The sequence below is a fragment of the Parasphingorhabdus flavimaris genome, assembly GCF_013371215.1.
GTDB lineage: Bacteria > Pseudomonadota > Alphaproteobacteria > Sphingomonadales > Sphingomonadaceae > Parasphingorhabdus > Parasphingorhabdus flavimaris.
This window is the reverse complement of the sequence record NZ_JABWMH010000003.1, coordinates 143,777-165,640: the sequence shown is the minus strand read 5'-3', so window position 1 is coordinate 165,640 and position 21,864 is coordinate 143,777. Positions and strand designations below refer to the sequence as shown.

At 58.6% G+C, this 21,864-nt stretch carries 22 protein-coding genes and 1 tRNA gene; 12 read left to right on the top strand and 11 right to left on the bottom strand.

Features of this window, described 5'->3' with window-relative positions; translation table 11 throughout:
* Nucleotides 1–109 precede the first annotated feature (109 nt).
* The gene (gene dapB, locus HUO14_RS09655; RefSeq protein WP_176279701.1) at nucleotides 110–841 is read left to right on the top strand and encodes a 4-hydroxy-tetrahydrodipicolinate reductase; all 732 of its coding nucleotides are present in this window, start codon (nucleotides 110–112) and stop codon (nucleotides 839–841) included.
* A 150-nt stretch (nucleotides 842–991) separates the two neighbouring features.
* A complete protein-coding gene (locus HUO14_RS09650) occupies nucleotides 992–1,249 on the top strand; it encodes a hypothetical protein (RefSeq protein ID WP_176279700.1) in 258 nt (85 codons plus the stop codon).
* Nucleotides 1,250–1,573: 324 nt separating this feature from the next.
* Here HUO14_RS09650 and HUO14_RS09645 read toward each other — a convergent pair whose 3' ends face one another.
* Nucleotides 1,574–2,050: a hypothetical protein gene (locus tag HUO14_RS09645; RefSeq protein WP_176279699.1), complete on the bottom strand. Its 477-nt coding sequence runs from the start codon at nucleotides 2,048–2,050 to the stop codon at nucleotides 1,574–1,576.
* Between the two features lie 206 nt (nucleotides 2,051–2,256).
* Nucleotides 2,257–3,510 carry an adenylate/guanylate cyclase domain-containing protein gene (locus HUO14_RS09640; protein ID WP_176279698.1) on the bottom strand — a complete coding sequence of 418 codons (1,254 nt, stop codon included), beginning with the start codon at nucleotides 3,508–3,510 and terminating at the stop codon, nucleotides 2,257–2,259.
* 184 nt (nucleotides 3,511–3,694) lie between these two features.
* On the opposite strand from HUO14_RS09640, the gene HUO14_RS09635 reads away from it, so the two are divergent.
* From HUO14_RS09635 to HUO14_RS09610, 6 genes are all read left to right on the top strand, one after another.
* Nucleotides 3,695–3,964, top strand: coding sequence for a hypothetical protein (locus HUO14_RS09635; RefSeq protein WP_176279697.1), 270 nt, complete (start codon nucleotides 3,695–3,697; stop codon nucleotides 3,962–3,964).
* Between the two features lie 62 nt (nucleotides 3,965–4,026).
* Nucleotides 4,027–4,473 (top strand): hypothetical protein, encoded by a 447-nt coding sequence (locus HUO14_RS09630; RefSeq protein WP_176279696.1) that lies wholly within the window; start codon nucleotides 4,027–4,029, stop codon nucleotides 4,471–4,473.
* An 84-nt stretch (nucleotides 4,474–4,557) separates the two neighbouring features.
* Nucleotides 4,558–5,217, top strand: coding sequence for an endonuclease III (nth, locus tag HUO14_RS09625; RefSeq protein WP_176279695.1), 660 nt, complete (start codon nucleotides 4,558–4,560; stop codon nucleotides 5,215–5,217).
* An 83-nt stretch (nucleotides 5,218–5,300) separates the two neighbouring features.
* Complete coding sequence (locus HUO14_RS09620) at nucleotides 5,301–5,708, top strand: hypothetical protein (protein ID WP_176279694.1); 408 nt, start codon at nucleotides 5,301–5,303, stop codon at nucleotides 5,706–5,708.
* Nucleotides 5,709–5,791: 83 nt separating this feature from the next.
* Nucleotides 5,792–5,868, top strand: a tRNA-Arg gene (locus HUO14_RS09615).
* A 383-nt stretch (nucleotides 5,869–6,251) separates the two neighbouring features.
* Nucleotides 6,252–8,600: a TonB-dependent receptor gene (locus HUO14_RS09610; RefSeq protein ID WP_176279693.1), complete on the top strand. Its 2,349-nt coding sequence runs from the start codon at nucleotides 6,252–6,254 to the stop codon at nucleotides 8,598–8,600.
* Nucleotides 8,601–8,680: 80 nt separating this feature from the next.
* On the opposite strand, the gene HUO14_RS09605 is transcribed toward HUO14_RS09610, so the two are convergent.
* The 7 genes from HUO14_RS09605 to HUO14_RS09575 form a co-directional block, all read right to left on the bottom strand.
* Entirely contained in the window at nucleotides 8,681–9,202 is a 522-nt protein-coding gene (locus HUO14_RS09605; RefSeq protein WP_176279692.1) for a nuclear transport factor 2 family protein, read from the bottom strand.
* Complete coding sequence (locus HUO14_RS09600) at nucleotides 9,202–9,951, bottom strand: SDR family oxidoreductase (RefSeq protein WP_176279691.1); 750 nt, start codon at nucleotides 9,949–9,951, stop codon at nucleotides 9,202–9,204. The genes HUO14_RS09605 and HUO14_RS09600 overlap by 1 nt, the downstream gene beginning before the upstream one ends.
* Nucleotides 9,948–10,514 carry a nuclear transport factor 2 family protein gene (locus HUO14_RS09595; RefSeq protein WP_176279690.1) on the bottom strand — a complete coding sequence of 189 codons (567 nt, stop codon included), beginning with the start codon at nucleotides 10,512–10,514 and terminating at the stop codon, nucleotides 9,948–9,950. Before HUO14_RS09595 ends, HUO14_RS09600 begins: the two co-directional genes overlap by 4 nt.
* A gap of 15 nt (nucleotides 10,515–10,529) precedes the next feature.
* Complete coding sequence (locus HUO14_RS09590) at nucleotides 10,530–11,414, bottom strand: SDR family NAD(P)-dependent oxidoreductase (RefSeq protein ID WP_176279689.1); 885 nt, start codon at nucleotides 11,412–11,414, stop codon at nucleotides 10,530–10,532.
* Nucleotides 11,415–11,491: 77 nt separating this feature from the next.
* A complete protein-coding gene (locus tag HUO14_RS09585) occupies nucleotides 11,492–12,463 on the bottom strand; it encodes a winged helix-turn-helix transcriptional regulator (RefSeq protein WP_176279688.1) in 972 nt (323 codons plus the stop codon).
* 88 nt (nucleotides 12,464–12,551) lie between these two features.
* Complete coding sequence (locus HUO14_RS09580) at nucleotides 12,552–13,919, bottom strand: MFS transporter (protein WP_176279687.1); 1,368 nt, start codon at nucleotides 13,917–13,919, stop codon at nucleotides 12,552–12,554.
* Nucleotides 13,916–14,458 (bottom strand): nuclear transport factor 2 family protein, encoded by a 543-nt coding sequence (locus HUO14_RS09575; RefSeq protein WP_217907987.1) that lies wholly within the window; start codon nucleotides 14,456–14,458, stop codon nucleotides 13,916–13,918. The genes HUO14_RS09580 and HUO14_RS09575 overlap by 4 nt, the downstream gene beginning before the upstream one ends.
* 137 nt (nucleotides 14,459–14,595) lie before the next feature.
* Between HUO14_RS09575 and HUO14_RS09570 the strand changes: the two genes are divergently transcribed.
* On the top strand, nucleotides 14,596–16,056 hold the full coding sequence (locus tag HUO14_RS09570; protein WP_246255479.1) for a carotenoid oxygenase family protein: 1,461 nt from the start codon (nucleotides 14,596–14,598) through the stop codon (nucleotides 16,054–16,056).
* 54 nt (nucleotides 16,057–16,110) lie between these two features.
* On the opposite strand, the gene HUO14_RS09565 is transcribed toward HUO14_RS09570, so the two are convergent.
* Nucleotides 16,111–17,802 (bottom strand): class I adenylate-forming enzyme family protein, encoded by a 1,692-nt coding sequence (locus tag HUO14_RS09565; RefSeq protein WP_176279686.1) that lies wholly within the window; start codon nucleotides 17,800–17,802, stop codon nucleotides 16,111–16,113.
* Nucleotides 17,803–17,912: 110 nt separating this feature from the next.
* Between HUO14_RS09565 and HUO14_RS09560 the strand changes: the two genes are divergently transcribed.
* From HUO14_RS09560 to HUO14_RS09550, 3 genes are read left to right on the top strand one after another with little or no spacing between them, the layout of a single operon-like run.
* Nucleotides 17,913–18,977 (top strand): NAD(P)H-dependent amine dehydrogenase family protein, encoded by a 1,065-nt coding sequence (locus tag HUO14_RS09560; protein ID WP_176279685.1) that lies wholly within the window; start codon nucleotides 17,913–17,915, stop codon nucleotides 18,975–18,977.
* 2 nt (nucleotides 18,978–18,979) lie between these two features.
* On the top strand, nucleotides 18,980–20,134 hold the full coding sequence (locus HUO14_RS09555) for an acetyl-CoA C-acyltransferase (RefSeq protein WP_176279684.1): 1,155 nt from the start codon (nucleotides 18,980–18,982) through the stop codon (nucleotides 20,132–20,134).
* Nucleotides 20,131–21,060 carry an NAD(P)H-dependent flavin oxidoreductase gene (locus HUO14_RS09550; RefSeq protein WP_176279683.1) on the top strand — a complete coding sequence of 310 codons (930 nt, stop codon included), beginning with the start codon at nucleotides 20,131–20,133 and terminating at the stop codon, nucleotides 21,058–21,060. The genes HUO14_RS09555 and HUO14_RS09550 overlap by 4 nt, the downstream gene beginning before the upstream one ends.
* A 3-nt stretch (nucleotides 21,061–21,063) precedes the next feature.
* Here the strand turns inward: HUO14_RS09550 and HUO14_RS09545 are convergent, their stop codons facing one another.
* Nucleotides 21,064–21,858, bottom strand: a complete 795-nt coding sequence (locus HUO14_RS09545) for a DUF1295 domain-containing protein (RefSeq protein ID WP_176279682.1) — start codon at nucleotides 21,856–21,858, stop codon at nucleotides 21,064–21,066.
* Between the last annotated feature and the right edge of the window lie 6 nt (nucleotides 21,859–21,864).

Genomic DNA, 21,864 nt, shown 5'->3' with positions numbered 1-21,864 from the left:
AGCATGTGGGGCGAACTTGCGAGAAATTTGATTCCAACGTGTCTCGACTTCGCTCGACACGAACGGCTAGAGGGATGTTCAACACAGGACCAAAGACAGGGACCGGGATATGACAGCCATCGGAATTATCGGCAGCAAGGGCCGCATGGGACAGGCGCTGGTCGCGGCGATCGCGGAAGCGGAGCACGCCCATGCCGGCGGCGCGGACCAGGGCGACGATGTCGCGGCGCTGGTCGGTGCGAGCGATGTGCTGGTCGATTTCTCTTCGCCGAAGGCGCTGCAGGCGACGCTCGACGCCTGCGTGGCGGCGGGCAAGCCGATCGTCATCGGCACCACCGGGCTGGAAGACGCGCATCATGCCGCGATCGACGCGGCGGCGACCAATATCCCGGTGCTGCAGACCGGCAATACCTCGCTCGGCGTCAATATGCTGGCGGCGCTGGTCGAGCAGGCAGCGGGCAGGCTGGGCGATGACTGGGATATCGAGATTGTCGAGATGCACCACCGGCATAAAGTGGACGCGCCGAGCGGCACCGCAAAACTGCTGGGCGAAGCGGCTGCGCGGGGGCGCGAGATTGATCTGGCCAACAACAGCGAAAGCGGTCGCGACGGCATAACCGGCGCGCGCAAAAAAGGCGCGATCGGCTTTGCCGCGCTGCGCGGCGGATCGGTGGCGGGGGATCACACGGTCATATTGGCGAGCGACGAGGAACGGATCGAGCTGACCCATAGGGCGGAAAACCGCATGATCTTTGCGCGCGGCGCCGTGAAGGCGGCTGGCTGGCTGGCCGGGCAGAGTGCCGGGCGGTACGGGATGGACGGGGTTTTGGGTTTGCAATGAAATTCGAGAATAACTGTCACTATATTGTGACAGGTTCTGTACATTGTCGTGATATTGCTAATTTTTATTGACTTTCCCGCCGAACATTGGTCTCCCTAGGCTCAGAAGCATATGATAAAATTGAAATACAGAAATTCGGAGATTACGATAATGAAATTTGGTAAAATCGCAGCCTGCATTGCTGCCACTTCCATGATTGCTGCACCAGCCTTGGCTCAATCGCAGCAGAGCGTTGCAAAGCCCGTCGCATCGAAAGTCGAGCGCGTATCCGCCAAGACCGAAAATGCTTCGAACCTTGAAGGCAGCGGTACGCTTCTCGGAATTTTGGCATCGGTTGCTGTTATCGGTGGTTTTTTGCTGATCGCCGAAGTCAGCGAAAGCGATAGCGATACCCCTACGAGCCCTTGAGCTTTTGACAATTTTGCTTTTAAAGCGGGGCTATATGCCCCGCTTTTTTTTTGGCATTTGCAATATCGCGCTGTCGGGATGCGACAATGGCCTGAACGGCGCATCAGTGCAGAAGTTTTGCCTCCTTCTCGTTAATGGCAGAAGGTATAAGCGGTTGAAATTACGGCCTTAGTCGAACCAATTCGTAGCACGTCAGGACCTGGCACAGCCTTCCTCTCCGCAGCGCCGATTGGCTCAATCCACACCTTCGGCGGAATAGCGGATTCTGCACCGAACAGACAGCTAATGTATTGGGACAACCAGTCTTCGACCGGTGCGATTGCGTTATATCCCGCTGGCTCGCATCATCACCGTCTCCGGCGCATCCATTACCGCGCCGACATCGATGGGCGCATGGTCGTCTGCAAGCGTCTCGGCCTGATCTGCCCGACCGTCACCGCGCCCAAAATTCTCCTCATTCCAGGCAAGCAGCCGTTCCAGCCGGAGCCGCTCGATCTTGCGGGCGGGCTCCTGCGGTGCCAGCACCCGCGCGCCCTTTTCGTAGCGGCCGATTTCATGGCTGGCGTCGGCATATTCGGCGGGCGGTGTGCGGGTCATGCGGGCGGGGATATGGGGCATCTTGTAGGCGTTCTGACCAAGCGCATAGCGTTCGACCGGGTCCGCGGGCGGCGGGGTAGACAGGCGGGGATGCATTGATTGCTCGGTCACGTGGCCCAGCGCCAGCCCCGACATCAGGGCCAGTGACAGCCCGATCGTCGTGTAGGAAAAAATCTCTGTCAGCGTCGTTTCCGGACTCTCCATGTTTTCCATACGCGCCGCGTGGCGATCCGTTCCCGGCGAATGGGGAAATGGAGGCCCGGCTTACCAACCACAAGCGCAGCCGATAAGCCCTGGGCATCGATTGTAATGATCCGTGGCGGCTATATCATGACCTGAGGCTGACGGAGCGCCGGACTGGCTGAACATCATGTGCCACCTGGTCCAGCAGCAACGGTGCGGCAGCGAGTTCACCGCTCCTCCATGGCCGGTTTGAGCCGATAGATGGTCGTATCCCCCACTCCCTTCAGCGGGATAGTTTCGGGCGAACCGAATTTGTGGCTATTGGCGCATTGAAAATAGGTCGCCGCAGATACCGCGATACCATTGGGTTCCGCCGCACCCTCGATCCTGCTGGCAATATTCATCGTATCGCCCCAATAATCATAGGCCAGCCGGTTCGTTCCGACCACCCCGCCAACCACCGGACCGGAGTGGACGCCGACCCGCAACTGAATGTCGATGCCGCTTTCCGCCGCGCGATTCTGCATCTCGGCAATCACATCGATAGCAAAATTGACCGCTTCCTTCGCACCCGGGCCATTGGAAGTCGTCCCGCCCGAGACTGCGAGATAGCAATCGCCGATCGTCTTTACCTTTTCGATGCCATGGCGGTTCGCGCATTGATCGGCGATCAGGAAGAACCCGTTTAACTGCTCCACCAGATGTCCGGGGGAAAGCTGTTTGGAGAGTTTGGAGAAGCCGACAATATCGATAAACACCACCGATATATCCGAAAAGGAATCGGCGACCACTTCGCCCGCACGCAAACGCTTCGCCACCTGTTGCGGCAGGACATTGTAGAGCAGTTTTTCGGTCTTTTTGCGTTCCAGATCCAGCTGTTGACGACTGACGAACATTTCCCGCGCCCGGCGATCAACCTCCCAGTTGGAAAAGATCGCGAACAACAGGAAGAAACCGATGTTTACAACGCTATGGTACATCTCGTCGATCGATATGCCGTGGGTCTCCATATAGACGAAGAAGACCCCGAGCAGCCCGATCGCCCAGATCATGAAAAGCCGCACATTGGCGACGAACAGGACGCTGGCGATAAAGTAGATCAAACCGAAGAAGATCACGGAAATCTTGGTGAGATCGAGCTGTTCGGGATCAACCGTGCGTACCAGAACGGTCATCAAGACAGCCGCCGCTATCGACAGGCAGATGAACGGCAACACATCCAGCCATGTCTTTTCAATATAGTGGCGGGTGCCGGTCACGAACATTATGGTTGCGAAAAATGCGACAGTCACCACCGTCGTGATATTGAATATCGCGAAGGCTTCGTTGGAAGAAAAAACCGGGGTCAACATGAAGAACCCGAGGAAAATCAGAGGCCCGATGACGATCACCGCCCGGGTCGAATATAGCCGGGATTGGCGTTCACTGCGGATATATTCCTGCTCGACTTCATCCTCTTCGAAATGATTGATAAATGCCATTTTATGCTCCCGGACGAAATGGACCTGCTGGATAGAATTTGCCCATCATGCCGATGAATTATGAAGATTCTGGTCTGGTGGAGACAGGCTGAGGATATATTGTCCGCAGCGACAGGATAAACCGGCACCCCGTACCGCCCACGCCCCGCTTGCCAAGCATCGCCGCAGCCCATAAGCCCTGATCATGGATTTTGATGATCAGCTGCAACGCTATTTCGGCACCGCCGACCTGGGCGCGATCCAGCCGGAGGCGATGGCCGCGGGGATCGAGCATATGCGCGTCGACTTCGGTCTGGAACAGGATCGCGGGCGGCGTTTCGCGCTCTGGGCGGTCCTCTATATGCTCGGCACGCATCTTGATCTCGACACGGCGTTCGAGGACGAGGCCGATCGCAACAGCGCCCGGGATTTCATGGACATGATGGACCGGGTACAGGGCGACGGCCCGACCTGACCCGCCGTTCGTTCAGTGTCCCGCAATGAATATCCGCTTATGCTCGCGGGAAACAGCGGCCGGTGAGGGCCCGCGACGAGCGCAACAGCGAGAAGGCCGGGATCATTTTTCTCAAGCATATCACCACATCGGGCGCAATCGCGGCGACAGCCTGTCTCTGGAGCACGACCGCGACGGCCAGTCCGCCCGCTCCTCTCGACACGCCGGAACGGATCAATGTTCTGGTGACCTATGGCGAGGATGCATGTCCGGAAGCGCAAGGCGACGAGATCGTTGTCTGCGCGCAACGCCCCGAATCGGAACGCTATCGCATTCCAAAGGAAGTGCGGGAAGTCGAAGCGGAAGAACAGGCCGGAGAACAGAGCTGGTCCTCCGCCCTCGCCGCTCATGAAGAAGCCGCCCGGCCGGGCCGCCCGGGCAGCTGCTCGGTGGTCGGCACCTACGGATCGACCGGTTGTCAGGCCGCGATCATGCGGCAATGGTTCGACGAGCGCCGCCTGACCCAATGATTCGCCGGCGCCGCTGATGCCCGGATGACATCCGGCCAGAGCGGCCGATTGTATTTTGCGCCGCGACCGGCCATGACGGCGGCCATGAAAAAAGCCGATATCTTCGAATTCTACTCGCGCCTCGCCGCCGACAATCCGTCGCCGGAGACCGAGCTCAACTATGGCAATGTCTATCAGCTGGTGGTCGCCGTGGCGCTGTCGGCGCAATCGACCGATATCGGCGTCAACAAGGCGACCCGGCTTCTGTTTGCCGAAGTGACAACGCCGCAGCAGATGGTCGATCTCGGGCTCGACGGGCTGAAGGAGCACATCAAGACGATCGGCCTCTACAATACCAAGGCGAAAAATGTCATCGCGCTGTCGGAGATGCTGATTGCCGACTATGGCGGCGAGGTTCCGGCGGACCGCGACGAACTGGTCAAGCTGCCCGGAGTCGGACGCAAGACCGCCAATGTCGTGATGAACTGCGCCTTTGGTGCCGAGACATTTGCGGTCGACACGCATATTTTCCGGGTCGGCAACCGCACCGGCCTGGCGCCCGGAAAGACCGTGCTGGCGGTGGAGAAGAAACTCGAGAAACAGACCCCTGCCCCGTTCCGCGTCCACGCCCACCACTGGCTGATCCTGCACGGCCGCTATATCTGCAAGGCGCGCAAGCCCGAATGCTGGCGCTGTCCGGTTGCCGATCTCTGCCGGTTCAAGAAGAAAACGCCGGCGCCGGACGGCTGGACCGACGATTCGTAACATTCCGGCCGGCATTCAGCTTCGCGAAATATATCGGAATGTAAATTCGCCGCCCAAATGGCAGATATCGCAAGGAGAAGAACATGCGCCTGCAATCCACCGTCATCATCGCGTCCGCCCTGACCGCCGGCAGCCTGGCTTTTGCCGCAGAGAAGCCGTCCGGCGACGAGATATCTGAAATCCGCGCGATCGGCGAACCGAAAAGCTGCATCACCCGTTCGAGCATCCGCTCGACCGACGTGATCGACGACCAGACGATCGATTTCGAGATGCGCAACGGCGATATCTATCGCAACAAGCTGCCCAACAAATGCGGCGGCCTCGGCTTTGAAGAGGCTTTTTCCTACAAGACCTCCACCAACCGGCTGTGCAGCGTCGATATCATTCACGTGCTGTCGCAGACCGGCGGCCAGCTGGACACGCGCGGCGCCTGCGGCCTCGGCAAGTTCCAGCAGATCGAGAAAATTCCGAAGGCGGAAGGCGAAGACTAGACCGCCGCGCGCAAAAGGCCAAATATTTGATTGGCAATCGGGCAATGTCGCTGCTAAACGCCCATCCGGCGGTACACGCCCTGGCACCCGTAGCTCAGCTGGATAGAGCGCTGCCCTCCGAAGGCAGAGGTCACAGATTCGAATTCTGTCGGGTGCACCATTTTTCTGCCATTTATTGGGTTAGAGCGACACGGAACCCCGGAGCATCTCCGGAGTGATCGGAAACCGATAATATCCCCCTCAGGACGGCTGCCCGATAGCTGCCTCTGTTGGCCTATTGGCGGGCAGGGATTGTTGCGTGGCGACTGCAACGGCAAGATTTCCCGGAATGCGATCATCTAAATCGGCATCGAACCTTAATCCGGATGATAATCCCCGTAAGTGAGAGGGAGGCATCGTCTCGCCGGGACGGCTGCCTTGAGCATGAGGTCGCACTCTTCAACACATTCGACTAACTTGCATTGACGAACCCACTACGATGGTTTACGGATGTGCGAAGATAGACCGGCTGCTTCAATGACCGGATATGATGGGAGAAAATATATGAGTTTGTTCAAGACATCGAGTCACCTTTCTTTAGCAATCAGTTGCCTTGCCTTCCCTGCGGCGGCGCTCGCACAGACCGCTGTGGTGCCCGCGCAGGCCGAGACGCAGAACGAAGCTTCCGCGGAAGCAGGTTCTAATATGCAACTCGATGTCATCGTCGTGACGGCACAGCGCCGCGACACAAATGTGCAGGACACATCCGCGGCAATTTCCGCTTTTTCAGCGGATAGCCTCGAAACAGCCCGCGTCCTCAGCTTCGAGGATCTTGCTGGCGAAGCGACCTCCCTGTCGTTCACCGCACTGTCTCCCCTCGATCAGGAATTCAACATCCGCGGTATCACCAACACGCGGCTTGATTCCCCGACGGCCGATCAGTCGATCGGGATATTCACCGACGACGTCTATGTCGGCCGCTCCGGCCTGTTCAATTTCGATCTCTATGATATCGGCCGTGTCGAAGTCGTTCGCGGACCCCAGGGCGTGCTTCTGGGCCGCAATGTCGCCGGCGGTGCGATCAGCATCTACAGCGCGCGTCCGGAATCGACCTACGGAGGAAGCCTCAACGCATCCTACGGAAATTATAACGAAAAGCTGGTGAAAGGACATTTCACCGGGCCGATCAGCGATAGCGTCAACGGACGGTTCGCGTTCCAGGTGCGCAATCGTGACGGCTTTGCCCGCGATATCGCCCATGACATCGACCTCGACAATGTCGACAGCGTACAGATGCGCGGACAGTTGCAATATCTGCCGTCAAATTCCGATTTCAGCGCGCTGCTGATCGCCGACTTTACCAAGGACAGTTCGAACGGTTTCCACTCGGTGGCCCTGGATGGTCCCGACGCCGGCGCCGGTCCATGGAGCACGGCGCGTGCGCAGGTCGCTGCCTTGCGGCCAGAAGGCCTTTCCATCCGGGAAAGCCTGCCCGACTGGCAGACCTACAAGGGCGACGTGAATCCCACCCCGCAACAACTCGACCGCGAGGCCTGGGGACTGACGCTTAACCTGTCGAACGAGTTTGAAGGCCTTGGTACGCTTACCAGCATTACCGGCTATCGCAGCGGCAAGGCGTTCAGCCAATATGACCAGACCGGCATCGGCCCCAGCAACAATTACGGGATCGTCCTGCCTCTTCTGTTCCGGTCTCCGGTACGTGAGAGAGAGAATATCAAGCAGTTCACGCAGGAAATCCGGATGGTCTCCGAACAGGCCTATGACCGCGGGTTCGACTGGATCGTCGGCGGATATTTCCAGCACGATAAAGTCAAGAAAGACGATATTATCGCTTTCGAAATCGCAACCCCCGCGATCCCGACGCTGAACGGCCAGTCGCTTTGGGACAATGACGGGGAAAACACCTCTTATGCGATCTTCGGACAACTGGGCTATCGCTTCAGCGAGCAGTTCCGGATCGTCGGCGGCCTGCGCTGGTCACGCGACAAGAAGAGCGGAACCGTCACCGGTCTGGCGCTGGAAACGGGCGACAAATTCACACCCAATGATCCGGTTCCGTCCGCTCCGCTTGCGGCCAATTATGTCGAGGGTGGCGGTTACACGACCGCCTACTCCAACCACTGGTCTCAATTTACGCCGCAGGTTACTGCAGAGTTCAAGCCCAACCCCGACATAATGCTCTATGCGACCTATTCGACGGGCTACAAGGGCGGCGGGTTCGAGGACGATCCGGCCAATGCTCTGGCAGCGCAGAGCAGCTATGATCCGGAAAAGGTCAACAGCTACGAAGTCGGCGCGAAATTCGATCTGTTCGACCGTCGTGCTCGGTTGAATGTCGCTGCATTCTCGATGCGCTACAAGAATCTGCAGGTCACACAGACGTCGCAGATCTGTCTGTGCAACATCACGGATAATGCCGCCGATGCGAAGATCCTGGGTATCGAAGCGGAAGCGCAAGTTGTCCTGTTCCCCGGCTTCAACCTGAACGGCGCACTGACCTTGCTCGACACCAAATATCTCGAGTTCACCGACTCGGTCGGCAATGTGAACGACGGCAAGTTCCTGCAACGGACCCCGGATTATCAGTTCAACGTCAGCGCGAACTACGTGACCGATCTTGGTTCATGGTCCGACGGTTTTGCGGCCAATCTGAGCTATAGCCATCAAGGCAAGATGAGCTGGAGCCCCGATGCCCTGGCCAATGAGCCTGGTTACGGAACGCTGGGCGGACGGTTGACCCTCAGCCCGACGCGCGACCTGTCCTTCTCGATCTGGGGCCGCAACCTGACCAACAAAGTCTATCGCGCGAACGTGATTGCATTCTTCGGTGATGAAATATCACGTCTGGGCGCGCCACGGACCTATGGTGCGGAAGTCGCTCTCAAATTCTAGACCGGACGCTTCTCTGATACATGAAAAAGCCCGCGGACATCTCGTCCGCGGGCTTCTTTTTTGCCTGAAATGATCTGCCGTCAGAACCGGCTGTAGGTCAGGTCATCCTTCCCCTTGCGTCCCATGATCATGCGGGGATCCTCGGGGTTGAACAGTCCCACGCACCAGCTCTCGGAAGACGGCATGTCGTGGTTCCAGTCGAACGCCATCTTGCGGTGGGCGATGCGCCATTCGCCGTCCCGACAGGTAAATTTGTCGAAAACACGGCCGCCGGTCAGCGTGTCCCAGTCTTCTCCGTCCTTCTTGAAGCGGGCGAAGGTCAGCAGATAAGTCTCGACCCAGGCGGTATCGCCTTCCAGCTCGACATGAATGTTACCGGCCAGATGCATCATGACATCGCCTTTCATCAGGCGCTCCATCGCGCCGTCGATATAGTCATGGGCAGGTCCGGTGTAACTGCTGCCATGCTCCTCGATCGCGTCATCCCAGTAGCAGCTGTGCAACAACGGACCGTCTGCGCGATCTATGGCGCGGGCATAGCGCATGATTGTATCGTGGATATCCTGTTTGGCGATAACCGTCTCGATCGTGTTTTTATACATTAGCTGCGTCCTTTGTGCAGGGCATCGGTCATCGAGCGCTTGATGGTATGGGGATCACGGGCCAGAAAAGCCCGAACCGACACCGAATGCGGATCGGTATCATGCTCGTCGATGCCATGTTCCACGGCCAGAATGCCGGCCTTGCCGATCGTCCGGGGCGAGCTTTTCTCCTGCCAGGTTACATGCGATGCCATGCGCGTGTCGACCGAACCGACGATCAGCGCTGAAACCTGCGTGCCCTGCGGCTCCAGTTCGGCACGAATGCAGTCCGAGGCCGCGCGCGAAGCAAATTTCGACGGACTATATCCGCCCATATTGGGAACCGCGATAATCGCACCGGCGGACAAGACGTTGACGATCGCGCCGCCGCCATTGGCTTTCAATATCGGTGCAAAGGCCCGGCACATGGCGACAACGCCAATATAATTGGTCTCGATCTCCTGCCGCATCGCGGTCATGTCGTCCGCCCCCATCAGGGTGACATTGTTGAAGGCGCCAGCATTGTTGACCAGCAAATCGAGGTCGGTGCATTGCTCGGCGGCTTTTGCAATCTGATCGGCGTTGGTTACGTCGAGCTCGATCGCAACCAGCCGGTCCGGCGCCGTCTGCGCCAATTCTTCGGCATCGGCCAATTTGCGAGCCGCAATATAGACCCGCTTCGCTCCGGCATCGAGCAGCTCTTCGACAAAGCCTTTGCCAATACCGCGATTGCCGCCGGTAACCAGCGCCGTACATCCTTCAATCTTCATTCAATTTCTCCTTTTTGGGTTGCCGGGCCGTCTCCGCGGAGCCAGTCGCCGTATAAAATATCGTCGGGTTTCTTGGCCCCTCTGGTCAGCTTGGACGGGTCGGGGGCGATCCCGCCACGCCCCCAGCTTTCGAGCAGCGGCATTTCGTGGTTCCAGTCCCATGCCAGGCGGCGATGGGCAATTTTCCATGCGCCGTCGCGCCGTTCGAACCGGTCGATCACCCGGGCCATGGTCAGGCTGTCAAAAGGGTCGTCGATCTGGTCGCGGCGCGAAAAGGTCAGAAAATAGCATTCTGTGTAGGCTTTCTCGCCGTCCAGCTCGATATTGATATTGGTGACAATATGGGACATCCGCGGCGCAGTTGGCAGAACCTTGCTGATCAACGCCACATATTCGCTCGCCGGTCCGTGAAATGTCCCGCCGTGATCTTCTATAGCGTCGTCGTGATAGGCCGCGGCAATCAGGTCTATATCGGCCCGGTCGGCTCCACGCGCATAGTTGATCAATATGTCATATATTTCCTCGCGGTCGAACAATTCTTCTACGGATTTTGGTCGTGCCATTCTCTTGTCTCTCCTTCATTCTGTTGAAATATTTTTCAGGCGATCGAAAAAATCGCCGAACGCCGCCTCTGCGCCGGAATGTTCCCGGCCATTTCCTATTGCTGACAGTTGCTCGACATTTTCGCCGAACCAGTCCGCTGTGGCATCGGGAGCGCCACCACCGGTGCTCTCGGTGGCTGCGGCACGGCAGAAATAGTCGCCGCCCGCTATCCAGATTTCGCCGGTCCGCTGGCATTCCGGCCGGCTGAGCCAGACGGCGGCGGCTGCCGCCTTGTCAGGATGGAGCACGTCATTCAGCTCCTCGCCCTGGCCGGCGGTCATATTGGTTGCGGCATAAGGCGCCAATATGTTCACCCGCACAGAAGTCCGGGCCAGCTCGTCGGCGAGCGTCCGCGCATAAGCGATCAACGCCCCCTTGGATGCGGCATAGGAAGCACGCCCTCGCACGCCATAGAGTCCCGCGGAAGATGCGATGAACACAATGCGACCGGCAGGCGAGGCGATCAGATGAGGCAAGGCGGCGTCGACCAGCGCGGTATTGGCGTGGAAATTTATCTCCATCACGGCTCTGATATCGGCATCGGTCAGCGCTCCGACTTTCGCCGCAGGCCCGGTGATCCCGGCATTGAGGACCAATATATCCAGTCCGCCCCATGTCTCGACCGCATGACCGATGATTGCATCGGCTGCGCCATTGCCGTCGACGGCATGGTTGTCATGGCTCGCCGTGAAACCCCTTGCGGTCAGGCTGTCGGCTATCTGTTTGGCCGAGCTTGGCTGGCCATCATGGCTGCGATTGTTGACCATCACCGCGCTGCCATCCGCAGCCAGCCCGCGGGCGAATGCCGCGCCCAGACCTTTTCCGGCACCTGTTACCAAGGCAGTTCGCTGTTTCGTCATAATCCCTCTCCGGCTTTTCTATCGACTAGCCGAGAAGGTATGGTAATGAAAGTTTATATTTCGGGGTGGGCCAGTTTTCAGGAAGCCGTCCGCGACACCGGGACAGGCTCTGAATCATTCTCCGACATTGGACGGCGGTCGATAATCCGGTAGCTGACGTCCTGGAAAGAGATATGTTCCTTGCATTCCGAACAGACGACTTGCGGATCCAGATCGTGGCCACATTCCTCGTGGGTCAAAAGCAGCGGAGGCCCTTCGGGCGCGACGAAATATTTGTCCCCCCATTGCATCAGCATGAGCAGCGCGTGATAATAATCCACACCCTTGCGGCGCAGCCGATATTCGTAGCGCGGAGGATTGCTGTTATACTGGCTCTGTCTGATCATCCCCATATCGGTGAGCCACGTCAGACGCTCCGACAATATGTTGGTTGCGATCGCGGTGTCGGCGCGGATATCATCAAATCGGTTCACCCCGGTATAGATGGATCGCATGATCAGGCTGCCCCAACGGTCGCCCATGATCTGCGCCGCCTGATCCATGAGCGATGTCGTATCGCCCGTACTCTCCCGGGTTTTCCGGCGACGGCTGTATAGCGGTTTCATCCAGCCCAGCCCCGGGCCTTCGCTCCACGCGACCCGGGTCGGATCAATCTCTTCGCTGCAATGCCCGCAGGCCGGAACCGGGTCGAACATTTTGCCGCAGGTCTTGTGGATCAATTCCACATTGATCTTGTCCTTGACCTGCCATTTTTTTTCCCAGCGGAGGAGCATCAGCGCGGTCCAGTAGAGGTCCTGACCTTTCGTGGTCATCAGATATTCGTAGCGCGGCGGACTATCGCAATAGAGCTTCTTTTCCATCAAACCGCCCGTCACGAGTCGCCCCAGGCGATCGGAAAGCAGGGCTTTCAACAATCCTGTGCGGCGGCGAAATTCGTCAAATCTTTTGCCGCCCAGCCAACTGGCTTCCAAAATCAGAAGAATAGGTACGTCGCCAACCACCTCGAGCGCGCGCCATATTGAACAGGACCGAATGAGTTTCTTTTCCATACTTTATTATAGGCGCACCTTTAGTCATTTGTCCATTCGGGCTTGCGCGCCAGCTTGGCCACTTGAAGTCTCGCGTCGGTAGTCCGGCCTAGATTTTGTGGGAGCGCACGCTGTTTGCCGCGACAAAGAATAATATCGCACCGACGACATAGCCAAAGGGGGCAACAATCGCGATCGCGTAACGGATACCCGACTCGAACGGGAAGAAATTGTCGCCGATCACCGCCGTCAATGTCGGTCCTGCACCCAGTCCGATGATGTTGATCACGAACACATAGGCTGCAGAAATAGTCGCCCGCATCCGGTTCGGGGCGAGCTGCTGGATAACCGATGGCGCAGCGCCGACAGCTACTGCCGCTGCGGTAAAGAATATCACGAACGCGACCGACATGAGAATGGTGTTTTCGAGCAGCGGGAATGCCACCGCCCCGAATATTCCGACCACCGTTGCCCACGCACAGAATTTCAGCCGCGATTCGGGTGAGCCGCCGCCAAGCCTGTCCATAAGCGCGCCGCCGCCGACCATCCCGAGCAGGCCGCCAACAATCAACAGCGATCCCGAAAGCCAGCCTGCATTCGCCAATTCCATGCCGAACGAACGGACCATCATGACCGGCAGCCATGAAATGGACCCGAGAACGGAGAGATTGACCATGCCGACCGCAAGAAAAATGCTCCAGAAATAGACCTTATTGTCTTTCAGGTGACGGGTAACGGCGGACATCGGCACCTGGCCGGTGAGATGCTCTTCCCCCTTGGTGATCCGTCGCACCGGCTCTGGCAGCAGCACGAAAGCGAGGGCGATAAGCAGGCCGGGCAGGCCAGCGACAAGAAATGCGACTTGCCACCCCTTGATGACGCCGAGCAACGGAACCGTAACCGTCTCCGCGTTGGCGACGGCGGCGATGACCACTGCGCCGATCATGAACGCCATGCCGGCCCCGATTGCGGAGCCCAGACCGTAGACACCCATGGCGAGGCCGAGCCGGCTCTTCGGGAAGCTGTCCGAGATTATAGAATAGGCGGCCGGTGACAGCACGGCCTCGCCCACACCGACGCCCATGCGGGCGAGGAAAAATTGGGAGAAATTTGTGACGGTGGCGCACAGGGCGGTCATCCCGCTCCATATGGTAATGCCAATAGCGACGACCCGCATTCTCGGTGCGCGGTCAATCCAGCGGCCAATCGGGATGCCTGCGATCGTATAGAAAAGCGCGAAGGCGAGTCCCTGCAAGAGGCTGATCTGGGTGTCCGTCAGCAGCAGGTCTTTCTTGATCGGTTCGACCAGAAGACCGATCAGCATCCGGTCTATGAACGAGAAAATATAGGCGATGAAAAGCATCGCCACGATGCCCCAGGACAGAGCCGCGCCGGGATAGGGAGGTTCACCCTCACCTATCCCGGCGGCACTCGCTTCTATCGCTGCAGTAGGAGCGAGCTGCTCTGTTTCACTCACGCTGACGGATCAAAATCGGCAGTCAGGCCCAATGCCTCGATCAGCTCGGCGCGATCATAATATTCCCGCCAAACGCTGACCTTGTCGCCTTCGACTTCCAGAATGCCAACGACCGGCACCTTGCCCTTGTGGCCTTTATAGATGAACTCGTCGGTCCGCTCGATCACGACCACATCGCCGATGCGACCGATATTGTGGATATGCAGAGTGATTTCCTCAATGCCTTCTCCAAGGCCGATGATCCGCTCGCGGATCGGCTCGCGGCCGACGATCGGATCAAGCATCATCGAGTGAAGCACGCCATCTTCGGTGAACAGATCGCCGACCTTGCTCCATTGCTTTTCGTTCCATGCGGTAATCATTTCCTGGACGACGGCGATTTTGGGGTCCTGTTGCATGGCGGCCTGATCCTTGTTCATATCATGGTGGGAATCTTCGGAGGTGGCGCCTTCTGGCGCCGTGTCTGCAGCGCTGGCCGGCGACACGGCAAGAGGTGACAATCCCATCAAAACGGGCAAAAATATCTTGCGAAACTTCATAAAATCCTCCAGTAGGTATTGTTATAAAAGTGAGGCCTGCGATATTCGAATGATCGAGTCAAGGAAATAGTCAGACGAATCGCTGTTGCGCAATCAGGGCGCGAGAGACGCCGAAAATGTAAATGTGATAAACGGGAATGATGATGAAAGTAGACAAGCTGCCTCCGATTAAATCGACCTTGCAACCCAGCAACCACCCCTATCTCAATGGAGCGTGGACGCCGCTGATGGAGGAAGTCGATGCAACCGATCTGGAGGTTATCGAGGGCGCCATTCCCGACGACATTGACGGCATCTATCTGCGCAATACCGAAAACCAGATCCACCAGCCCCTGGGTCGCCATCATCCGTTTGACGGCGACGGGATGATCCACCAGATCAGCTTCCAGAACGGCAAGGCCAATTACCGCAACCGGTTCGTCAAGACACGCTGTTTCGACGCCGAGCAGTCAGCGGAACAGTCACTCTGGGGCGGCCTGATGGATGGCCCGGGCACTTCACTGAGGCCGGGGTTCGGCGCGCACGGATCGTTGAAGGACAGTTCCAGCACCGATATCGTGGTTCATGCCGGCAAGGCCATTTCGACTTTCTACCAGTGCGGCGAAGGCTATGTGCTCAATCCCGAGACACTGGAGCCGGAAGGGCTGGCCCCCTGGGTCCCGATCGACGGCATTTCCGCGCACCCTCGCGTCGATGAAAATACCGGCGAGATGATGTTTTTCAACTATTCGAAATTTGCGCCCTATATGCATTATGGCGTGGTCGACAAGGATCACAAGCTGGTACATTATGTGCCGATCGAACTGCCCGGTCCGCGCTTGCCCCATGATATGACGTTCAGCGAGAACTGGTCGATTTTGAATGATTTGCCCGTCTTCTGGGATGAAGAACTGCTCAAGCGCAACATTCATGCGGTGCGCTTTCACGATGATATGCCTTCGCGCTTTGCGCTGATCCCGCGTCATGGCGATCCATCCGAAATACGCTGGTTCGAGGCGGCACCAACCTATGTGCTGCACTGGCTCAATGCCTATGAAGAGGGCGATGAAGTCATCATGGACGGCTATTTTCAGGAAGATCCTTCCCCGCCGCCGATTGCCGAAGCGGGTGAGCACGGGCATCTGATGGCCTATCTCGACGAGCATAGTTTCAAATCGCGGCTCCATCGCTGGCGCTTCAACCTGAAGGACGGCACTACCACGGAAGAACAGCTGGATGACCGGATTGTCGAATTCGGCATGATCAACCAGCAATATTCGGGTCGCAAATATCGTTATGTCTATTCGACCTTCGCCAAGCCCGGATGGTTTCTATTCTGCGGGTTCATCAAACATGATCTGGAGACCGGCGAAAGCGAAACGGTCACTCTGGACGACGGGCGTTATGCTTCGGAAGCGCCCTTTGCTCCGCGGGTCAATTCGCAGTCGGAGGATGACGGCTATCTGGTGAGTTTCATTATGGACGAGAATAGCGGCACGTCTGAATGTATTCTGATCGATGCAAAAAATTTCGAGGCCGGCCCGGTGTGCCGGATAAAATTGCCGCACAAGATCTGCAGTGGAACCCACTCAACCTGGGTGTCGCGCGACAAGCTCTAGGCCCGGAACCCGTTAACTGCGCATAGCGTAATCAACGGGTCCCCGGCATCTTCTTCAGTCCAGCTTTGCAATCACGATGTCGCGCAATTCATCGCGCATGACCTTGTTCATCGCGTTGCGGGGCAACTGGTCTACGGTCACCAGCATCTCCGGGTGCTTGAAGATCGCGATTTGCTGCTCGCTCAGCCAGGCGGTCAAATCTGACAGGCTGATTTCCTCGCCTTCATTGGGGGCCACAGCCACTGCGACCCGCTCCCCCAGCTTGTCATCGGCGATCCCGACCGTCGCCGCTTCGCGTATCTTCGGGTGCCCGACAATCAGATCATCCAGCTCTGCGGGGGAGATATTGACCCCGCCGCGAACGATGATTTCCTTGGAGCGGCCGACGAACCGGTAATAGCGCGACAGAGCGCCCTCTCCCGCGATTTCGAAAAGATCGCCGGTGGCAAAATAGCCGTCCTCGTCAAAGGCAGATTGGTTGAGTTCGGGTGAACGCCAGTATCCGCTGAATATCGTGCCCCCGGCAAGGCGCATCTCGCCGACCAGACCCGCCTCGGTGATTTCCGCGCCCGTCGCCGGGTCGACCAACCGTGTCTGCATGACTTCCGCCACCCGTCCCGGCCATTCAACGCCCTTCGCGCCGAGACGCGGAAAAAATCGCGCGCGCTCGCTGGGATCCGGGACAAAGGCTGGACTGGAAAAGAGCGACGAGCCCTCGTTCGATCCGAATATATTGGTGATCTCGATATCGTGAACATTCTTCCACGTTTCGATCAGCCAGGGCGACAAAGGCGCGGAGCCCGACCCGACCGCGCGGAGCGACCCGATATCGAATGTCTCCAGCAGCGCGGGATTCTTGAGCAAGGCACCGAGAACGGCGGGTGGCGCGATCGTGTAGCTGACTTTCTCGGCCGCGATCTGGTTGAGAAAAATAGCGATATCGAAAGGATGATGCAGAACCAGCTTGGTTTGCAACTGCAGCCACGGCAGCACCAGGCCACCGATCGAGCCGATATTGACCAGCGGGAACGGGTTGAGCAGCACGTCGCTCTCGACCATCCCGGCAGCATCGACGATCACGTCGGCGTTGAGCACCCAGTGGCAATGGTTGCGGGGCACGCCTTTGGGCCGTGACTCGGTTCCGGAGGTCCAGCAGATGGTCAGGATTTCGGCGGCGTCGACTGGGTTGTTCTCGCGATAATGCCCGACGGCTGCAATGTCGGCCGAGGCCAGATCAAGCGCGCTTTCGCCGGTTCCGTTCAGGATCACCAGCTGGACGTCGGCAAGTTCATCAGTGAGGCTATGACCCAGGCTGTCATGATCAAAGCCACCGAATTGCGGAATGGTTACAAAGGCTGCCGGCTCGATCTTTTCAATGATATAGCGTATTTCATGCTCGCGATATTGCATCACCACCGGACTGATGATGAGGCCGATCCGGGCGGCGGCGAGAAATATTATCACCGCATCCACCGTGTTCGGCAATTGCACGACCAGCCGGTCATCCTTTTCCAGACCCCGCGCGAGCAACGCCGCTGCGGTCCGGTCGACTTCGGTTCCCAGATCAGCCCAGCTGAGCGAACGAGGCATGACGCCGTCCAGTGATTCGCGATTGAGGGGGTCGACCAAAGCCATGCTCGCCGGATGGGAGGAAATTGCATCCTGCAACATGTCGTCAACCGTTCGGGTGCCCCACCAGCCCTTGGCGCGATAATCTTCGGTTTGGCTGTCTGGCGTCAAAAACATCGCGACCTTCTCCCATCTCAAAATTGGTTTCACTGTCCAATTGACGGTGACCGTATTAGCTTGCATAAAGATACCAACAGATAAGTGCAACATTTCCGGGAACAGAATAGATGAAAACAGGCAAAGCGATCCAGGTCATCCAGTGGGCGAGCGGATCGATGGGCCGCACGGCAATGCGAATGGTGATGGATCATCCTGACATGGAACTGGTCGGAGCGTTGGTTTACTCTGCCAGAAAACGGGGTCTCGACGTCGGCGATATTGCAAGGCGCGCGCCCACCGGTGTCCTTGCCACCGACGATGTAGACGCGATTATCGATAGCAATGCAGATGTCGTGATCCACATGCCGCGGATCACTTTGCCTTATGAAGCGCTGGTTCCCGATGTCATCCGCCTGCTGGAATCCGGCAAGAATGTTATTTCCACCGCAGGCTTCCACTGGCCGGACGCGCATGGCGAAAGCTATGCTGGCCCGCTCCGCGCTGCCGCGATCAAAGGCAATGCAACGCTCGCGGGCGTAGGGGTAAACCCCGGCATGGTGGCGGAGCGGCTGGTGATGACCGCCAGCGCCATGTCGGTGGATATGGACAGGGTCGAGATTTTTGAAACGGTCGACGCGTCGGCAATGACAAGCCCGGAATTTGTCTTCGGCCTGATGGGCCTGGGTTCCGATCCCGCGGAGAAGGATATCCGCCAGGGTCCGCTCAGCGGGCTCTATGGCGTATTATTTTCCGAAGTCCTGTATTTCTGCGCCAATCATCTGGGCAGCAGAATATCGGCAATCGAGCCGGACCATCAACTGACGATCGCGCCGCACGATATCGAGGTTGCGGCCGGGACCATTGCCAAGGGCACGGTTGCCGCCACCGAGTGGCGCTGGACCGCACGTCTCGAAAACGGCACGGACCTGTTGTTGTCGATCATCTGGACGGCGGATCCCAGTCTGCACGACAGCGAGCGACAAGGACACTGGATCATGAATATCAAGGGCCGCCCAGACATCAGGATGACGCTCGATATTTCCGAATCCGATCCTTCGAAGCCCCCGTCGCGCGCGCTTACAGATGCAGTCTGCGCGGTTGCCATCAATGCCATTCCCGAAGTCATCGCTGCGCCGGCCGGTCTGTTCGCGTTCCAGCCGCCTTCGATTTCCCTGCAACGACAGAAAGTTTGATCATGGATATATTCATCGGCGACTGTGTCCGCTCGGTACGCGGCAAAGCGCGACCGGACGGCGGCCTTGCGGAGCAGACGCCTTATGGTCTGGTCGGTGCGCTGATCGATGCGGTCGAACAACGCGGAGCAATCGAGCGGTCCGATGTCGACCGGCTCACGCTGGGCTGTGTCGGCCAGGTCGGCGCGCAGGGCGGCCATATCGCGCTCACCACGAAAATAGCGTCCAGACTGCCCGAAACGAGCAGCGCCCATACGATCAACAATTTCTGCGCATCCGGTCTCACCGCTATCGGCCAGGCGGTTGCCGCGGTGTCAGCCGGCCAGAGCGAGCTCGCATTGGCGGGCGGCGTGGAAATGCTGTCGCAAGTGCCCTTCATGGCGGATCGGGCGGACTATTACAGCGACCAGAGCTTTGAACCGGCGGATCGCTATATTCCGGTCGCGCTTGCGGCAGATTTGCTGGCGATGGAACAGGATGTTACCCGCGAGGAAATGGATAGCCTGAGCTATCTGTCGCAGTCGCGCGCGGCCAATGCGGAAAATGACGCGGCCTTGCTGGCCTCCCGCATCACGATCGGCAATCTCGACCATGATGAAGCCGTCCGGGTGACTAGCCCGGAAAAACTGGCTGCCATGCCACCGGCTTTTGGCGGATTGGCGGAACAATATGCACATGCGCTAAGCGGCCAGACGCTGGATCCCCGGATGTCGGTCGCCAACGCTCCGCCGATGACGGATGGGGCGGGTCTCGCCGCTATCGGCGGCGCAAAGTCATTTCTCTCCCCGCGTGCCCGGGTCGTTGCATTTGCAGAAACAGGGGCTGATGCACGGCAATCTTTGACCGCTGGGTTTGCCGCCATGGACAAAGTGCTGGCGCAAGCCGGACTGTCCCTCGACCAGATCGACCGGATCGAATTCATGGAGGCTTTCGCCGTCCCTTACGCCTTGTTCCGCCGCAACTATCAACCGGACATGGACAGGGTGAACGTCAGCGGTGGCCATATTGCCAAGGGCCACCCGATGGGCGCGACTGGCGCGATATTATTATCCACTTTGCTCGACGCCCTGGATGCAGCAGATGGCAAATATGGACTGGTTGTAGCCTCCGGCGCACAAGGTGTTGGCGCAGCGATCATTGTGGAGAGACTGTCATGACGAACCCCTTGCTTTCCCGTCTGCGTCTGCCGGTGGTTGTCGCTCCGATGTTTCTGGTATCAGGCCCGGAAATGGTCATCTCCGCAGCGCGATCCGGACTGGTCGGGGCCTTCCCCACACCCAATTGCCGCACTGCGCAGCAGCTCGACGAGTGGATGACGCAGATCGTGGCGGAGACGAGGGACAGTGACGGCCTGTGGGCGGCGAACCTCGTTACCCATAGCACCAATGACCGCCTGGCAGATGACCTTGCGCTGGTGGCCAAGCACAAGCCGCCGATCGTGATCACCGCCCTGGGCAGTCCGGCACCCGCCATTTCGGTGGTACATGACTATGGCGGGATCGTCCTGGCAGATATCGTGACGATCGCTCTGGGAAGGAAAGCCGCCGCCGCAGGCGCGGATGGCCTGGTGGCGGTATCGTCCGGCGCCGGGGGCCATACAGGGCAATTGTCACCCTTTGCCTTTGTCTCCGCGATCCGGGAATTTTTCGATGGCATTGTCTGCGTGGGCGGCGGAATATCCGACGGAGCGGGCGTCGCCGGCGCGGTCGCGGCCGGAGCCGACCTGGTCTATATGGGCACGCGCTTTCTCGCCGCAGAAGAGAGCATGGCGGCTGATGACTACAAGGACATGGTGGTCAGCAGCGACGCCACCGATCTGATCGTCAGCGCCGGCGTGACCGGCACACCGGCGTCCTGGCTCATTCCGTCCCTGCTTGCCAATGGCTATGATCTGGATGACCTGACCAAGCCCGCTACCCGCAACTATGGTGGCGACGATGTCGGTACCCGCTGGAAGGACCTGTGGGCCGCGGGACAGGGTATCCAGGCCGTCAAGGGCCGGGAACCCGTCGCGGCAATAGGCGATCAGCTGGACGCCGAATTTCGCGCCGCCAAAGCGCGGCTGGCCGCTATCGGGGGATAGCGATCAGCTGCTTTTGGGCGGCATCGGCACGAAGCCGGACGTACGCCGCACATAATCGGCATAACCTTCTCTTGTCTTGTGCAGCCGGTTTTCTACCGTCGGCGCGCCGGACCATTTTATCAACGTCCAGGTCAGCAGAGCGGGGCCGAAGAAGGACCATATTCCGGCAGGCGTTTCGGCTGCGATCAGGAACAAGCCCCACCAGACACAGGCGTCGCCGAAATAATTGGGGTGGCGGGTGTAGCGCCACAGACCATATTGCATGACCTTTCCGGCATTGTCCGGGTTCTTCTTGAATTTCGTCAGCTGCCAGTCGCTGACCGTTTCGAAAATAATCCCGATGACGGCGAGCGCAGCGCCGACCATGGCGAGCATACCGAGCGCGACTGGTGGTCCGGCTTGCCCGAGCTGGACCGGCAGGCAGACGATGAACAGCATTGGTGCCTGCGGGGCGATGACGAGCCGAGCGGTTGCGTGGCCAAAGCCCCAGCCCTTGTTCGCCTTGGCCTTGCCGACCATGGCTTCGTAGCGACGGTCCGGCCCATGATCGCGCCAGCGCCACAACATATAGCCGCCGAGCCGGATGCCCCAGACAGCGCACAGGCCGAGCAACAGATATTTGCGATCGTCCGACGCGCTCCCAAGAAAGAAGCTGCTGATCGCCAGCGCCACCATTCCCAGTGCCCAGACGCTGTCTATCGGCGTGACGTCGCGGGTTTTCTGGAAAACCAGCCACAGGACAAAAAACAGCGTAAGCAGGATTGCGGCGTTCATCGCCAACATAGTAACCAGATTCATGATGAT

Bases quoted from the DNA above. Each gene is read 5' to 3' on its own strand.
- dapB (WP_176279701.1), top strand. From the start codon at position 110: ATGACAGCCATCGGAATTATCGGCAGCAAGGGCCGCATGGGACAGGCG.
- HUO14_RS09650 (WP_176279700.1), top strand. From the start codon at position 992: ATGAAATTTGGTAAAATCGCAGCCTGCATTGCTGCCACTTCCATGATT.
- HUO14_RS09645 (WP_176279699.1), bottom strand. From the start codon at position 2,050: ATGGAGAGTCCGGAAACGACGCTGACAGAGATTTTTTCCTACACGACG.
- HUO14_RS09640 (WP_176279698.1), bottom strand. From the start codon at position 3,510: ATGGCATTTATCAATCATTTCGAAGAGGATGAAGTCGAGCAGGAATAT.
- HUO14_RS09635 (WP_176279697.1), top strand. From the start codon at position 3,695: ATGGATTTTGATGATCAGCTGCAACGCTATTTCGGCACCGCCGACCTG.
- nth (WP_176279695.1), top strand. From the start codon at position 4,558: ATGAAAAAAGCCGATATCTTCGAATTCTACTCGCGCCTCGCCGCCGAC.
- HUO14_RS09620 (WP_176279694.1), top strand. From the start codon at position 5,301: ATGCGCCTGCAATCCACCGTCATCATCGCGTCCGCCCTGACCGCCGGC.
- HUO14_RS09610 (WP_176279693.1), top strand. From the start codon at position 6,252: ATGAGTTTGTTCAAGACATCGAGTCACCTTTCTTTAGCAATCAGTTGC.
- HUO14_RS09605 (WP_176279692.1), bottom strand. From the start codon at position 9,202: ATGTATAAAAACACGATCGAGACGGTTATCGCCAAACAGGATATCCAC.
- HUO14_RS09600 (WP_176279691.1), bottom strand. From the start codon at position 9,951: ATGAAGATTGAAGGATGTACGGCGCTGGTTACCGGCGGCAATCGCGGT.
- HUO14_RS09595 (WP_176279690.1), bottom strand. From the start codon at position 10,514: ATGGCACGACCAAAATCCGTAGAAGAATTGTTCGACCGCGAGGAAATA.
- HUO14_RS09590 (WP_176279689.1), bottom strand. From the start codon at position 11,414: ATGACGAAACAGCGAACTGCCTTGGTAACAGGTGCCGGAAAAGGTCTG.
- HUO14_RS09585 (WP_176279688.1), bottom strand. From the start codon at position 12,463: ATGGAAAAGAAACTCATTCGGTCCTGTTCAATATGGCGCGCGCTCGAG.
- HUO14_RS09575 (WP_217907987.1), bottom strand. From the start codon at position 14,458: ATGAAGTTTCGCAAGATATTTTTGCCCGTTTTGATGGGATTGTCACCT.
- HUO14_RS09570 (WP_246255479.1), top strand. From the start codon at position 14,596: ATGATGATGAAAGTAGACAAGCTGCCTCCGATTAAATCGACCTTGCAA.
- HUO14_RS09565 (WP_176279686.1), bottom strand. From the start codon at position 17,802: ATGTTTTTGACGCCAGACAGCCAAACCGAAGATTATCGCGCCAAGGGC.
- HUO14_RS09560 (WP_176279685.1), top strand. From the start codon at position 17,913: ATGAAAACAGGCAAAGCGATCCAGGTCATCCAGTGGGCGAGCGGATCG.
- HUO14_RS09555 (WP_176279684.1), top strand. From the start codon at position 18,980: ATGGATATATTCATCGGCGACTGTGTCCGCTCGGTACGCGGCAAAGCG.
- HUO14_RS09550 (WP_176279683.1), top strand. From the start codon at position 20,131: ATGACGAACCCCTTGCTTTCCCGTCTGCGTCTGCCGGTGGTTGTCGCT.
- HUO14_RS09545 (WP_176279682.1), bottom strand. From the start codon at position 21,858: ATGAATCTGGTTACTATGTTGGCGATGAACGCCGCAATCCTGCTTACG.